The organism is Adhaeribacter soli, from assembly GCF_008727925.1.
GTDB classification, from domain to species: Bacteria; Bacteroidota; Bacteroidia; order Cytophagales; family Hymenobacteraceae; genus Adhaeribacter_A; species Adhaeribacter_A soli.
Genome location: NZ_VTWT01000002.1, coordinates 439,418 through 454,269, shown reverse-complemented (window position 1 = coordinate 454,269; position 14,852 = coordinate 439,418). Strand labels below are relative to the sequence as shown.

The following is a 14,852-nucleotide window of genomic DNA, read 5'->3' as shown; positions in this document are numbered from 1 at the left end:
AAAATAACCAACCCCTAAGGGTACCCACCAGGAAAGTTGTCTGAAGAATAAGTTGTACCTTTGTTAGAAAGGAATTTCAGGGAAAGCGGCTTTATAATCACGAACTTATAATAGCAGCTGACGCCGGAAGATCATTCCCGATAAAAGTACCACCCGAACCAGGCCCTTAACTTTTTCGAAGAAAATGCTACCATTTTTCCCGGCTTTCCGGCAATCCAGAATCCGTTTCCCGAAGGTGATCGGCAGTTTGCTTTTCCTGCTGCTGCTTTCCGGCATAGCACAGGCGCAAACCGCTAAATTCACCATTAACGGCTTTATCCGCGACAGCGAATCAGGCGAAAACCTGATTGGGGTAAGTATTTACAACCCTAAAACCGGCCAGGGCACTTCCACCAATAACTTCGGTTTTTACAGCATCACCCTGCCCCAGGATACCGTTTCGCTGGTCATTACGTACGTGGGCTACGAGCGTATGGCCTACACCACCTACTTGAACCGCAACCTGGAGCAGAATTTCAGCCTCCGGAATAACAGTCAGCTGGAAGCCGTGGAAGTGATCGGGGAAAGAAGCGAAAAAATAAAGGAAAGCACCCGCATGAGTACCGTTTCGGTGCCCATTGCCCAGATCAAGAAACTGCCGGCGCTTTTCGGGGAAGTGGACGTACTGAAAACCCTGCAGTTGCTGCCTGGGGTACAATCTGGTGGTGAGGGTTCAAGCGGCTTATACGTGCGCGGCGGCAGCCCCGACCAGAACCTGATTTTACTCGATGGCGCGCCGGTGTACAATGCCTCACACCTCTTCGGTTTCTTTTCCGTCTTCAATGCCGATGCTTTAAACAATGTGGAACTGATAAAGGGAGGTTTCCCGGCGCGTTACGGCGGCCGCCTTTCTTCGGTGCTCGATATTAACATGAAAGAAGGCCACATGAACGAGTACCACGGCGAAGGTTCGGTAGGCATTATTGCAGCCAAAGCTACGGTAGAAGGCCCGATCAAAAAAGATGTTTCCTCTTTTATCATTTCTGCCCGCCGCACCTATATCGATGTCCTGATGCGCCCGTTCATGAACATTCAAACCGGGGTGGCAGGCTATTATTTCTACGACCTGAACGGAAAAGTAAACTACAAATTCGGGCAGCGCGACCGTCTTTACTTAAGCGCCTACACTGGTTACGACAAGTTCTACGTGCGTTTCAAAATGAGCGATGAAGAAAATAATTCGAGGCTGGGCTGGGGGAATTTAACTACGGCGCTTCGCTGGAACCACATCGTAAACAACCGGCTTTTTGCCAACACGCATTTTACCTACACCAAATACCAGTTCGACGTCGGAAACGAGTATAATTCCACGTATCCGGACCAGAACGGCGAACTGAAAACGGATAAGTTCCTGCTGCATTATTTTTCCAACATCCGCGACCTGAGCCTGAAATCCGATTTCGATTTTACCCCGACCGCCAACCATTACATCCGCTTCGGCGGCCAGTACATTCTGCACAGCTTTAAACCGGGAGCCCTGCAGGTAAAAGATAACTTCTCCGACGGAGCCAACAACATCGATAAAGGAACCCAGGTTTTAGGCCACGAGGCAGCCGTGTACATTGAAGATGATATAAAACTGACTGACCGCCTGAAAGTAAATGCCGGCTTGCGCTTCAATAATTTCCTGGTCGATAAAAAGGTTTATCCATCCTTGGAACCCCGTCTTTCAGCCCGTTACCTCCTTACTGAAGACCTGGCCTTGAAAGCATCGTACGCCAAAACCACCCAGTTCATTCACCTGCTTACCAACAGCACCATCGGCTTGCCGACCGACCTTTGGGTGCCGGCCACGAAGAAAGTGAAACCACAGTCGGCGGAGCAGGTGGCCCTCGGCCTGGCCCGCACGGTTTTCGACGATAAGTTTGAAGTAAGCCTGGAAGGGTATTACAAGAAAATGAACCACCTGATCGAGTTTAACGAAGGTGCCGACTTTTTAGGGACCACCGATAATAACTGGGAAGATAAAGTTACTTCCGGCCAGGGCTGGTCTTACGGCATGGAGTTTTTTATTCAGAAAAAGTTGGGCAAAACCACCGGTTGGGTAGGCTATACGCTGGCCTGGGCCACCCGGAAATTCCCCGACCTGAATAACGGCGAAATTTACCCGTACCGCTACGACCGCCGCCACGATGTTTCCATTGTGGTTTCGCACCAGCTTACCGAAGACATCGATGTTTCGGGTACCTGGGTTTATGGCACCGGCAACGCGGTTACCTTAGATGAAGTGCAGTATTACATGGGCGGTTCCGGCCCGATCGGGGATTCCGGCAGCCGCAATAACTTCCGGATGGCGCCTTACCACCGCATCGATTTCAGCCTGAACCAGACCAAAAAGAAAAGCTGGGGCGAAGTGGTGAACAGCTTTGGCGTGTACAATGCCTATAACCGCAAAAACCCGTATTTCATTTACTTCGACGAAGGCTACAGCTACGGCAACGGTCAGCGCCGCCCGAAATTCAAGCAGATCAGTTTGTTCCCGATCCTGCCTTCGTTCACCAAAAGCTTTAAATTTTAAACGCTATGCTTTCTCTGAAAAAAGTAAGAAACCTGGCCCTTCTTTTAGCGGGAACGGCAATTTTACCTGCTTGCGAAACCACCGTAGAAGTACCCATTCCGGAACATACGCCTAAACTGGCGGTACGCTGTACCATCGGCAACGAAAAGCTGGACAGCAGCCTGTACGCATATTTTCCTACCTTCCGGCCTTTTGTAAGCTTCAGCCAGAGCATTCTTTCTACCCAGGAAATGGACGGTTTGAACAATGCCAGTGTGGTAATTACCGATGCCAATGGCAAAGTTGTGGAAACTTTCACGAACGATGCCGAAACGAACCATTATTTCGGCAACGGCTACTACAAACCGGTTACAGAATTCACGCCTCAGGCCGGTCAGCGCTATACCTTAACCGTTTCCGCGCCTGGCTACGAACCGGTAACCAGCACTTTAACTCTGCCGAACGAAATTTCTGGCATTCAGGGCTCCTTTACCAAAACCGGCGATGAGTACTATTCTGTAAACGGTCGGGTTACGTTAACGATCCCGGATAAAGGCAACGAAAACAATTATTATCTGATCTACGGCGTGTTGTTAGATGAACAGAAAAAGATCTCGGAGCGGAATTATTTCGATGAAGAGGAAGACGATTCCGGCATTGGTACCGACATCAACGACATTCATTTTTCCGATGTGCGCTACAACGATTTTTACGGTTTCCGGCCTTTCGACGACAAGAGTTTTAACGGCACCACAGTTACCATTTCCCGAAAAGTGAATTGTTACGGTACCGATTCTTTTCAGCCGAAGTACCTCCGCCTGATCGTGAGCAGCATTACCGAAGACAATTACAAATTCCTGAAAAGCCTGCAGCTCTATAACGATTCCAACGGAAACCCATTTGCCGAACCGGTACGGGTAAAAGGCAATATACAGAACGGCTACGGTTGCTTCGGTGGTTTCACCAATACGTACTTCGATATTCCGCTGTAAAAAGGGTAGGAGCTGTCTCAAAAATCCACCTGTCATCCTGAGCGAAAGCGAAGGACCTCGTTGGCTCTCAGCACCAAAGCCAGATGTAACGGTTTTATTAGTAGCCGACGAGTTGATTCAGCGCTACGCTCGCAAGTTACGCGCTCCCTCACGCTCACTTGTGCTCAACATGATCGCCATTTTTGAGTTAGCCTCCAGATTTTCGGAGGAAAAAGCAAGAAAGTATTTTGTGCTCCAGAAAGATATCTTTGCCGGTTCAAAACTCCAAACCTCACAGGTCTCTAAGACCTGTGAGGTTTTTCTACTAGAAGGCGTACTTAATGGAAAGCGCCGCATCGATGCCGCCCAAGTGACCGCTTACGTTGCTCAGGTAGGGTTTAAAATCGACACTTAAGGCCAGGGGAATAAAAGCGAATCCATATTCCAAGCCGATGATGCCGTCGACGCCGGCTTCCACGAAGCTACCGTCTCGGGCGTGCCTTTCCGGTTCGCTGGGCTGGAAATATTCATTGTATTTATAATACCCCACATGAAAGCCCGCGCCATAATACCAGAGCAAACCTTTGGCTTCGAAAGCATTCCGGTGCCACTCGTACATCAGGGTGCCGGTAATGCCTTTTTTATCGTAGTGCCGGGTTAAAAGTGCTTCCAGCGCATTTCCTTCGCGCAAAAAGCGCTTTGCCGTCAAGCCGTATTGCGGGCCAAGGCGTGCCCCGATCGCGGTACGGTAATGAATAACCGGGCCGCCGTTCAGGTTGTGGAGTTGTTCATACTGGCGCATCTGGGCCTGGCCTTTAAAACCAAGCAAAAGCAGTACCCCGAGGCAGAATATAACTTTTAGAAGTAAGGCGTGGTTATTCATATGCAGGTGGTCTTCAGGTGTATGTACGCAAATGGCAGCGTTGGGTAACAGGCGTAGCGCACTTCCGGCTTTAATTCTTTTCCTCTTTGTAAGATTGCAGATAAGGCTCCCGGTCGGTGCGGCGGCCGATTAGCCGGAAAAAGGAGATCAGCCCGTTTTTATCCTTCGCCAGGGCGCGGGCAAACGCATCTTTTTTCGTTTTTCCTTCGAAATAGCGGACGTATTCCTGCCGCACAATGTCTTTAGCGGGTAGTTCTTCGGCACATTCGATCTGCACCAGGCCGGTTTTCTCCCACAGTTTCCGCCACCAGTCTACTGTATGAATAAAGTACCAGTAATGGCTGTAGTCTTTCTTTAAAAAAGCGGGCACCTGGGTCGGCGTTTCTATTTCGCGGGTAAAGCAAACGTCTACGATGGCAATTACGCCGCCGGGCTTCAGGAAACGGCAAATGTAAGGCAGGTACTTCTCATCGGTCCCGAAATACGTGTAGGAATCTACCACAATCACTGCATCGAAATAACCTTCGGCAAAAGGCAGCGCGCGGGCATCGGCCTGGATCGGGAAAACGCTGTTTTCGCACGCACCTTCTTTTATCCGCTCCAGGTTCTCGGTGGCCGAAATGGCTTCGTCTACCGCCCAGACCTGCACCCCAAATTCCCGCGCCAGGAAAACCGAGCTGATCGCTTTGCCGCAACCCAGGTCCAGTACGCGCATGCCACGTTTCAGTTTTATTTTCTCGGTAAGACTTTCGAGGTTGAAAAGCACATTTTCGCCCATAGAGTGCTGCTGCACCCATTCCGGGTCGTAGGAAGTAGCGCGGGGAAAAAAAGAAACCAGGTTGCGGGAACTCATATAGAAGCAAAGGAAATTACTCCCCGCATTACGGCGCCTCTTACCTGGTGGTTGGGAAATTTTAGAAGAGTTGAATTGCTTCCGGTAAGGAAATCATGCCCTGCATCCGTCAGCTAAAGCAGATGGCAATGAATTTCCGGGTTGTTGAAAATTAGAAATAATGGTGTGAAACCGATTACTGGACAGACTAAAAGGAATGCTTAATCTGAAAGGGAGTCAGGCTATGAAATCTACTTTAATAAAAATCGGGTTTAATGTCCAGATACTAATATCCAATCACCCTACGGGCAATGCCGTCATTTTAAGGATTATGAATTAAAAATAACCGCTGTTTCAGACATCTGTGTCTGAAACTTATTCTGGTGCGGACATCCGTGTCCGCGTTTATACATCCGGGGACAAAGATGTCCCCGCCAGATTGCTTCCAGACACGGATGTCTGGAAGAGCGCTTTTGCTTTAAGTCGACTGCATTGTCTTTACGGCGTAGCTAGCATACTAATTTCATCGGATTCGTGGATCTGGATGCCGCCGCCGTCATCGATGGCCATTACGAGCATGGCTTTGGCAACGTCGCGCGCGGGTACAGCCCGGTATTTTTTAAGGGGGCCCAGCATAACCGGTTTTAAGGCCGTCATCACCACTTCGCCAACTTTTTCGCCGATCCGGGTTTCCGGGCGTTCGCCGAGCAGGAGGGAAGGCCGGAAAATATGTACGGCCGTGAAGGAAAGCTTTTTGATGGCTTCTTCCATTTCTCCCTTCACCCGGTTATAAAAAATAAGCGAATCCGGGTCGGCGCCCATGGCGGAAACCACTAAGAACTGGCTGGCAAACTGCCGGGAAGTAATTTTGGCCAGGTCCACCACATAAGTATAATCTACTTTATAAAAGGCTTCTTTCGAGCCCGCTTTTTTCATGGTAGTGCCCAGGCAGCAAAAAATATCGTCGGCAATTATGCCGGGAGTAGTGGCCAGCTGATCGAAGTCAACCACTTTTTGCTCCAGTTTCGGGTGCTGCACGTCCAGCGGCCTCCGGACCAGGGCTGTAACTTTGGCGTAACGGTCGCTTTGGAGGAGCATGCGCAGGCAATAGCTGCCAACCAGGCCGGTAGCGCCGGCAATAAGAGCAGTTTTCTGTGGGGCCATGTTTCGGGTTCGTTAAAGTAATGCAACCGGTTTACTGAATAAATCGCAATCCTGTTGTCTGGACCTGTCTGGGAAAAAGGACTTCCTCCTCAAACCGACCAAAACCAAAAAAGTTTTATTCTTCGCGCTGCAGTCGGATCAGGTCTGGTTCAAGGGAAATCAAGCCCTGGCGGTAGAGCGTGCCGATGGCTTTTTTAAAGGTCTTTTTGCTCATGCCCAATAAACGGTAAATTTCCTGAGGCTCGCTGTTGTCGGAAAGCGGAAGCACGCCGCCGGCAGCCCGTAATTTTTCCAGGATCTCCTGAGAAGCATCTTTTACTTCGGCGTAACCGGCCTGTTGCAGGCTCACGTCAATTTTGCCGTCTTCGCGCAATTTGCGGATATACCCTTCAGTTTCGGTACCAATTTCCAGGTTCCGGAAAACTTCGTTGTGGTAAAGTACTCCACCGTATTGCTGGTTAATGATCACGTTGTAGCCTAAATCAGAAGTGCCGGTTATTAGCAGATCTACCTTCTGGCCTTCGCTCAGGTTTTCATCGGCAGGTTTCAGGTACTTGTTTATTTTGGCAGTGCCCACCAGGCGGTCCGAAGATTCGTCGAGGTAAATGTAAACCACGTAGGTTTTGCCCGGCTGCATGGGCTCGCGCTGGTTATGGAAAGGCACGAACAGGTCTTTTTCCAGGCCCCAGTCCAGGAACGCGCCCAAACGGCTGGCATCCTTCACCGGCAAGGCGGCAAACTGACCGGCAGTAGCTTTGGGGCGGAGGGTGGTGGCAATCATCCGGTCTTCGGAATCGCGGTAAACGAACACGTTCAGCTTGTCGCCCAGTTGTACGCCTTCCGGAATGTACTTGATAGGCAGCAGAATTTCGCCGTCTTCGGAATCGAGGTAAAGCCCGAAATCCACGAATTTTGCCACTTCCAGTTCATTGTATTTGCCGATCTCGACCATGGTTGTAAGATGTAGTTTGTAAATGCTGCTAAATAAAGATTAAAACTAAAGAATTAGCTGCAGGTTTCCGTTATTTCCGGCGATTTAACCCAAAAACTTATTCCGGAACCTGCTTTGATCAGTTCTGAACCTGCAAGTTTAACTCAAAGTATTGCGGACTTTTCAAGGGTTTAGAAAAACATTCTCTCCTAGGTCTGTGTCGCACAGACCGAAGCACTGTCTCTAAATTTTGTAGCTTTTAGTTGGCGGCAGCAAGGTGGTCTGTGCGCCACAGGCCACGGCAAACCGTTTCTTCCGAAACAACAGAAATGAGAGGCATTTAATTGAGTAAACTAAATTTGTTCATTTGGCTGGCGGAGAAATAGCCTTCTTGCCTGAAAAACAGCAGCCTTTCAGGCTTAAAAACCTAAACGTTAGCGGAAAGGCGCCACTGTCGGTTGGGAATAGTAAAAGTCCTGGAATTCGTAATAGCGGCGCGACGATTCGTAGAGCCGGAGGTTGTTGAAGCTTTCTTCGGCCGGAATGCGAGGGTAATATGCTATAAGCAATTGTATATTGCCCAAGCCAATATACTCGTTCCGGAACCGGATGCCGGCGCCAATGCCATAATAAGGTTTCTGGCTGAAGGGCGATTCTTTACCGGGTGGTGCGATCCAGCCAATGTCGGTGAACAGGATGCCGGCCAGCTTAAAGCCTATAAATGAGATGGGGGTGAAAAGGTTGCTTTCCAGGTTAATGGTAAATTTGCTTTGCCCCCGCAACGAACCCGGCCGGAAACCCCGGATGCCTTCATAGTTATTGATCTGCACAAATTCCCCCGGGTCGCGCCGTAGGCCATAGGTCATGCGGTTCCAGAAAAAATTCCGGATAAGCCAGCCGTTCAGGTTGTAAAGCCGGGTAAAATACAGCACTTCGGTATTTACCACGCCTTGCTCCCAGTTCCCCTGGTTTATAAAACTGCCGAATTCGGCGGAGCCGTAAAGGTAACCGAATCTCTGCCGGTACTTTCCAAAACTCGATCTAACGCCCAGGTATTGCCGGATGCGGGTAGTGGCGTATTCGTAGCCCAGGGTAAGCGTCATCAGGTTGCCGGCCGGAACGTCTTCGGTGCGGCCAAAGCCGAATAAATACCGGTCTTTGTAGTATTTGCGGTAACTGTAGCCCACGCTGCCCAGGTAAAGCGTGGTGTTCAGGTATTTTGTTTCGGCGGGAAGGGCGGTGTAATTAATGTTCAGGATGCGGGCGCCTACGATCAGCCGGCCCGGGTTTTCGAAGCCCAGGTTATACGATTTTAGTTTGTAAGAGCGCGCCAGCCAGAAATCTTTGGTATTGAATTGCAGGTCCTGGGTGCTGTCGGTAAGGAAGGAACGGACCCGGAACCAGTTTACGGCCGTGCCGCCGGCGTATTTGGTGGTGGTGGCGTAGAACTGCCGGTTCAGGCTAAAACCCAGTATTTCGTTTATATAATCGTTGAAATAATTGGCATCGGCGGTAATGTAAGTGCGGTAAATATTCTCTACCGTGTAGCCGCCCCGGTACTGCCACGATTGTGGCAGGTCGTCGATGCCGAGCCAAACCCGGTTGCGGATCTGGTGGCCCAATCCAAGGAAGTTCAGGTCGTTGAGCGCGATTACGCCCATGGTCTTGGGAGCATTGTAAGCGCCGGAGCCGCTAATGCTGAAAATATCTTTGGTGGAAACAATTATATCTACGCTGTCGGCGGTGGAAGTAAGTTCGTTTACCCGGATGCGGGCATCCTGAATGTGCGGCGTCTGGCGCAATAAACGTTCCGATTCTACAATGGCCTGTGGTTCCAGTTGTTCGCCTTGCCGGAAAAGCAATTTGTTTCTTACCCGCCCGCGGTGCGTTTTTATGTGAATGTGGTTGCCGGCTTTTGCAAAAATGTTTTTTGGCCCGCGGGTCGAATCGTCGAGGGAATAACCGAAGGGGTCAAGAGTTTTGATCTCGATGTTGCGGACTATTTTATAATCGTGTTCGGCAAAGGTGTAGTTGATGAGTTCCGGATCGAGACCGGTATCCTGCTGCTGCTTCCGGTTGAAACTGAACAAGGCTTTTACTGCTTTGGCCGGCAAACTCCGCCGCTTGGAATATTCCTGAAGCCCTTTCAGCAAACGGTCTGGCTCTTTCTTTTTTATGGTATCCGGCACCACGTTTTCCGGTTTCGGTTTGTACGGGGCCTGGGCGTAAGCCGCTACCGGCCAGCTTAAAAAGCAAGCCAGTAAAAGCAAACGCGACAACCAGGAAAAAAGCGGCATTTCAAAAAGTATAAGCAAAGCGATAATATACGAACGCAGGCCGCAATTTAAAAGTGTTAACCGAAAGCTTCATCACCTAACGAAAATAAAGCTTATCAGTTTTTATTCGGTTTCCCTACCCTTTCTCAGGCGGTTCTATCTGCTTTTTAGCAAAATTCCGACATTTGCTAAATAAATTAGTTTAAAAGCATTTTTATTTAGTAAAAAAGGTCGTATAATTACGTCATGAAAGAAACGGTACAGGAAAAGCTAAAAATATTAGCCGATGCGGCCAAGTATGATGTTTCCTGCTCCTCGAGCGGCGGCAAGCGGAAGAACACAAATAAAGGCCTGGGAAATGCCGAAGGCATGGGTATTTGCCACAGCTACACCGAAGACGGCCGTTGCGTATCGCTGCTGAAGATTCTGCTTACCAATTTCTGCATTTACGATTGCGCTTATTGCGTTACCCGCAAAAGCAACGACATTAAACGCGCTGCCTTTACCGTAGACGAAGTAGTAGACCTGACCCTAAATTTCTACCGTCGCAATTACATAGAAGGTTTGTTTCTGAGCTCGGGCATTTTCAAGAACGCCGATTATACCATGGAACGTTTGGTACGCATTGCTAAAAAGCTCCGGACCGAACATAAATTTAACGGCTACATTCACCTGAAAACCATACCCGGCGCCAGCGACGAACTGATCAAAGAAGCCGGCTTATACGCTGACCGCCTGAGCGTAAACATCGAGCTGCCTTCCGAAAACAGTCTGAAAACCCTGGCGCCGGAAAAGAACTATGCTGAAATCCTGACGCCCATGGCTGCCATTACCACCCAGCTAAAGCAAAGCAAGGAAGAAGTAAAACTATTCAAACACGCGCCCGCGTTTGCGCCGGCCGGGCAGAGCACGCAGCTGATTGTAGGCGCTTCCCAGGAAAACGACCACCAGATCCTTTCCCTTTCCAGCCAGTTATACCAGAACTACAACCTGAAGCGGGTGTATTATTCGGGCTACGTGCCGGTAAGCACCGACAGCCGCCTGCCGGTGTTGGTAAACCCGCCGCTGATCCGGGAAAACCGCGTGTACCAGGCCGACTGGCTCATGCGCTTCTACGGCTTTTCCGCTTCGGAAATTGCCGATGAGAAGCACCCGAACCTGGACCTGGAAATTGATCCGAAGCTTTCCTGGGCTTTGCGCAACCTGCAGGTTTTCCCAATAGAAATAAACACTGCCGACTACGAACTGATCCTCCGCATTCCCGGGATCGGGGTGAAGTCGGCGAAGAGGATTGTAGCGGCGCGCCGCTTTACGCCGCTGCACCTCGATCATTTGCACAAGTTCGGAGTAGTGCTGAAGCGGGCACGGTACTTTATTACCTGTGCCGGCAAAAGCCCCGAACTACGCGACTATACCGAACAAGCCATTCGCCGGAGAATTCTCTTCGGTGAAGGCTCCGTCCGGAATTCGCTGGTGAAACAGCAACTAGAACTGTTCCAGCAAGCCAGCTAAACGCTAAGTATTAAGCCGAAAAAAGTAAAACGAACCGAATCTTTAAACCACTAATTCTATACAACGCTATGAGATATTCAGCAAAAGTTAACCCTGTTTCCTGCCGTTGCAAACTGAACAACCTGGTACTTTACCTCAAACAACGGAATGGCCTGATCACGGTGCCGGCTCCCAAAGGAAATGCCCAGATCAACCTACGGGCCGCCGAAGCTGTTTTTGTCCGGTATATATGATTGAGTAAAAGATATTAGTATCTGGATATTAGTATCTGGATCAAAATATGTAGAAGGCCATATAGTAGATTATACAATTCATTTATCTTTCAAGGTATTCGTTTGTTTAGTCTTGCTACTTGGAAGGATATTACATATCAAAAACGCTGTAGCGTAGGGTTTAAACCCTACGCTACAGCATTTTATTCAGACAAATAGCTTATTTACATATTTCTGAGATTTGTTCAGGGAGTATCTTTTTCCGGTTCTAACCAATGCATTACTATACTTACGACGGCACGTTTGAAGGATTGCTTACCGTAATATTCGAAGTGTATGAGCAAAAAGCCTGGCCCGATAAAATTGAAAAGCAGGGGCAGGAACAACCCGGCATATTTGCGCAGAACAAATTCATTCCTACCGATGAGGTGAAAGCCGCCCGGGTTTGGACAGGCCTGAAAAAGAAGCTTTCGGAAAACGCCTGTACCGACCTTTATAAAACCTTTCTCTGGGAACAACCCGGCTTCGAAATGCTGATCTTCCGGTACGTGGAACTGGTTTTTGCCAGTCAGGCCAATATCGAAGAAAATTTCGCGGCCGATTGCGTCCGGCAGATCTCCCAGATCAGCCGCCAGATCTTCCGGGAAAAGCATCGCATGGAAGCCTTCGTGCGTTTTCAGAAAACCGCAGACAGCCTGTTCTACGCTACCATTTCCCCCGATTACAACGTACTGCCGCTGCTTAAAGACCATTTCGAAAAACGTTACGCCGACCAGCGCTGGCTTATTTACGACCTGAAACGAAGCTATGGACTTTACTACGATCTGGAGAAAACCGATTTTATTTCGCTGGAAGAAACCCAGGTTAATTCCAAAACCGGCGCTTTACCAAACAACATCCTGGAAGAAAAAGAACCGCTCTATGAGCAACTCTGGCAAACCTATTTCCACCACGTAAACATTCCGGAACGCAAAAACAAAAAGCTGCATCTCCGCCACATGCCCGTCCGTTACTGGAAATACCTCACCGAGAAAAAGCCAAGATTAAATGGTTGAATTGTTAAATTGCTGATTGTTAATTGCTGATTGTTAATTGTTTTTTTCTTCAGTGTTTTCTCATCCTATCACCTGCTGGTTAACCTGGGTGTTTATTTCTATTTCCGTTAAAGCCCAAGAAAGTCCCGGAAATCGATACCGTTTTGGACAAAAATCCTCAAAAAATTATCCAATCAACAATCAACAATTCAATCAGCAATGCAGCGTCGGTAGCAAAGTGTCTAAAGCCCGAAAAAGCTCCAGGTTGCCGTTCTGATGATAGCCCTGCAGGTTTAGTTTATAGTTATTTACGTCGTAAAGGAAGGCCCGCAGATTATCCGGCGTAATGGTATCGAAATGGCGGCCGTAGCCTAATTTCTGCAAGTAGGCCGCATTCATAAACTGCTCGAACTGGTTTTCCAGCGGAATGCTGCAGATCGGTTTGTGGAGGTAAATAGCTTCGCTGATAAGCGAAAATCCGCCGTTCGTGAGCACAGCCTTGGCACTGGCCAGGTCATCGATAAAGCCCTGCTCGCTGAAGGCTTTGAGCTGAACGTTGCCATGCGTTTCCGATTTGTTGAAGCCGTAAACCCGGAATGTTTCCAGCGGAAGTTCCTGCAGCGTACTGATCAGGTTCTTTTGCGAGGTGGATGACTGGTAAACCAAAACGTGCGGTCCATTGGAAGGCTGGGCTTTCAGAATGGCTTCGCGCATGATCGGGGGAACCACCGTAGTGCGGTCTTTCGCTAAAAATGCCGGGAAAAAGGAAGTGATCAGGTAATGCTGGCAGCGGGGTACCTTCGCCCGGACAATGTTTTTGCCGATCTGGAAATTCTTCTTCTGTTCCTCCGGAATTTTGATGTCCAAACGGCCCCGGCTCATGATCTGCATGTTGTCGATGCTGATAATGGGCAACTTGTGGTACTTGGCGTAAAAATAACTGAACGACTCGAAATCGGAAATGACCAGCTCCGGCTCAAACTCCTCCTGAATTTTACGGTATTTGTTGAAGTTTACCCGCAGGTTTTCCGGTGCCGATTTCAGGTTGTTCGTAAACGTTTTCAGCTTTGAAACGGCCGCATTATTATACGCCAGGTGAAAGCCTTTTATTTCGTGCACGCAGCCCGGAAAGCTGTGATTCAGCAGTTCAAAGGCCCGGGAGCTGGACACGACCTGCACCTGGTGGTTTTGCTGGAGCAAATGCCGGATTATAACCTGGCTCCGCGTGGCATGGCCTAAGCCTTCGCCGGGAACGCCGTAAAGGATCTTCATCTTTTTACCTGAGTTTAACAGCGTTTAAGGTACTAAACTTCTTCGAAAGAAAAAGAATTCCGGCCTCAGAACTTATACCCTTTGTAGGTTTTTGTGAATTCCGCCGGATCGATGGCGGGGTTTACCTGCAGGTTCCGGTACTCGTATTGCTCAAATAAGCCTTTATCGTCGTAAATTTTTATTTGCACCGGCAGGCTGGTTTTCGGGTCTAAAAGCAGACTGATCTTGCGGGCATAATCCGTGGGGATCTTTATTTTTTGTCCTGCTTCTCCGTCGGTATAATTATCGAGTTCCGGGTTCAGTTCCAGCAGCATGTATTCACTTAACTTTAGCTTTTGAGCAATGGTCAGCAGGTTTTCGCCTTTGGCAAGGGTATAAGGTACGTATCTGAAGTTCGGGTTTTCCAAGGTTAAACTATAGCAATTTATTCCGTTCCAGTTCACGGTGCCATTGGTGCTCAGCATGTTCTCTGCTTGGGTGCCGTATTTTTTCAGTATGAAATCAGTAACGCTCAGGATCTGGCTGAAACCCGCTTCGAAAAGCGTGTGGTGCTGACCGGCGCGCATGGTGCTGCCGTTCGGGTTCAAGCTGAGAGTGGTCCACGGGAAACTGGCGGGGCAGATAAAAGCTTCGTTGTTGTTCTGGCCGCTTACAAACAAAACTTCCATTCCCGGATTCGGCGTTTCATATTTCAGGTAAACTTTAAAAGGCTTTTGCTGCAGTTTCACTACCGATGTTTCTGCTACCATTTTGCCTTTAATGCGTTCCTGCTTGTGCAGCGTAAATTTCAGGATCTGCACCTTCCGGCCGGCTTCCAGCATCTGATCTATCAGCTGGGTCGGGGTAGGAGCAGCAGGCCGGAAAGAAAGCAGGATCAGCAGCGCGGGCAACAATCCAGAACGGAAATACTTTTTCATAAAGAACGGTAGCGTTTAGGGGTAAAAAGTTGGCTGTTCGTTAAATTAAGTAACTGATCTTACGCAAGCAGGAGAAAAGTCCCCCTTTGGAGGGGGTAGGGGGAGGATTTTCACTTTATTTGATACTCTTCCCTCAAAGGAGCCGAAGGGTATTTTTAGTAATTCTGCTATCAAACACCCCTCTAACTCCCCTCAAGGGGAGAATCTTTAATAATTCTCCTTTCCTCCCCCTGCCCCTCCAAAGGGGGACTTTTCTCCTGCTTGCGTAATGTCAGTTATAAACCGATGCCGCACGTTTCACAATCTATTGAA

General features: G+C 49.0%; 12 protein-coding genes. 5 read left to right on the top strand and 7 right to left on the bottom strand.

Annotated features, from left to right (window positions below):
* Window positions 1-184: 184 nt before the first annotated feature.
* Window positions 185-2,557 carry a TonB-dependent receptor gene (locus F0P94_RS05320; protein WP_150902777.1) on the top strand — a complete coding sequence of 791 codons (2,373 nt, stop codon included), beginning with the start codon at window positions 185-187 and terminating at the stop codon, window positions 2,555-2,557.
* A 5-nt stretch (window positions 2,558-2,562) separates the two neighbouring features.
* Window positions 2,563-3,528, top strand: coding sequence for a DUF4249 domain-containing protein (locus F0P94_RS05315; protein WP_150902776.1), 966 nt, complete (start codon window positions 2,563-2,565; stop codon window positions 3,526-3,528).
* Between the two features lie 304 nt (window positions 3,529-3,832).
* Here F0P94_RS05315 and F0P94_RS05310 read toward each other — a convergent pair whose 3' ends face one another.
* The 5 genes from F0P94_RS05310 to F0P94_RS05290 all read right to left on the bottom strand — a co-directional run bounded on the left by F0P94_RS05310 (window position 3,833) and on the right by F0P94_RS05290 (window position 9,632).
* Window positions 3,833-4,390, bottom strand: coding sequence for a hypothetical protein (locus tag F0P94_RS05310; RefSeq protein WP_150902775.1), 558 nt, complete (start codon window positions 4,388-4,390; stop codon window positions 3,833-3,835).
* Window positions 4,391-4,460: 70 nt separating this feature from the next.
* Window positions 4,461-5,243 carry an SAM-dependent methyltransferase gene (locus F0P94_RS05305; RefSeq protein WP_150902774.1) on the bottom strand — a complete coding sequence of 261 codons (783 nt, stop codon included), beginning with the start codon at window positions 5,241-5,243 and terminating at the stop codon, window positions 4,461-4,463.
* A gap of 477 nt (window positions 5,244-5,720) precedes the next feature.
* Window positions 5,721-6,386 carry an oxidoreductase gene (locus tag F0P94_RS05300; protein ID WP_150902773.1) on the bottom strand — a complete coding sequence of 222 codons (666 nt, stop codon included), beginning with the start codon at window positions 6,384-6,386 and terminating at the stop codon, window positions 5,721-5,723.
* A 115-nt stretch (window positions 6,387-6,501) separates the two neighbouring features.
* Window positions 6,502-7,338 carry a CvfB family protein gene (locus tag F0P94_RS05295; protein ID WP_150902772.1) on the bottom strand — a complete coding sequence of 279 codons (837 nt, stop codon included), beginning with the start codon at window positions 7,336-7,338 and terminating at the stop codon, window positions 6,502-6,504.
* A 413-nt stretch (window positions 7,339-7,751) separates the two neighbouring features.
* The gene (locus F0P94_RS05290) at window positions 7,752-9,632 is read right to left on the bottom strand and encodes a BamA/TamA family outer membrane protein (RefSeq protein WP_191906926.1); all 1,881 of its coding nucleotides are present in this window, start codon (window positions 9,630-9,632) and stop codon (window positions 7,752-7,754) included.
* A gap of 207 nt (window positions 9,633-9,839) precedes the next feature.
* Here F0P94_RS05290 and F0P94_RS05285 point away from each other — a divergent pair, with 207 nt between their 5' ends.
* The 3 genes from F0P94_RS05285 to F0P94_RS05280 all read left to right on the top strand — a co-directional run bounded on the left by F0P94_RS05285 (window position 9,840) and on the right by F0P94_RS05280 (window position 12,372).
* A complete protein-coding gene (locus tag F0P94_RS05285; RefSeq protein ID WP_150902770.1) occupies window positions 9,840-11,105 on the top strand; it encodes a putative DNA modification/repair radical SAM protein in 1,266 nt (421 codons plus the stop codon).
* 68 nt (window positions 11,106-11,173) lie between these two features.
* Window positions 11,174-11,338, top strand: a complete 165-nt coding sequence (locus F0P94_RS19595) for a hypothetical protein (protein WP_191906925.1) — start codon at window positions 11,174-11,176, stop codon at window positions 11,336-11,338.
* A 254-nt stretch (window positions 11,339-11,592) separates the two neighbouring features.
* Entirely contained in the window at window positions 11,593-12,372 is a 780-nt protein-coding gene (locus tag F0P94_RS05280) for a TIGR03915 family putative DNA repair protein (RefSeq protein WP_150902769.1), read from the top strand.
* Window positions 12,373-12,564: 192 nt separating this feature from the next.
* Here the strand turns inward: F0P94_RS05280 and F0P94_RS05275 are convergent, their stop codons facing one another.
* Together F0P94_RS05275 and F0P94_RS05270 are read right to left on the bottom strand one after the other, a co-directional pair.
* On the bottom strand, window positions 12,565-13,623 hold the full coding sequence (locus tag F0P94_RS05275) for an MJ1255/VC2487 family glycosyltransferase (RefSeq protein ID WP_150902768.1): 1,059 nt from the start codon (window positions 13,621-13,623) through the stop codon (window positions 12,565-12,567).
* 65 nt (window positions 13,624-13,688) lie between these two features.
* Entirely contained in the window at window positions 13,689-14,540 is an 852-nt protein-coding gene (locus F0P94_RS05270) for a DUF1571 domain-containing protein (RefSeq protein ID WP_150902767.1), read from the bottom strand.
* Window positions 14,541-14,852: the final 312 nt, after the last annotated feature.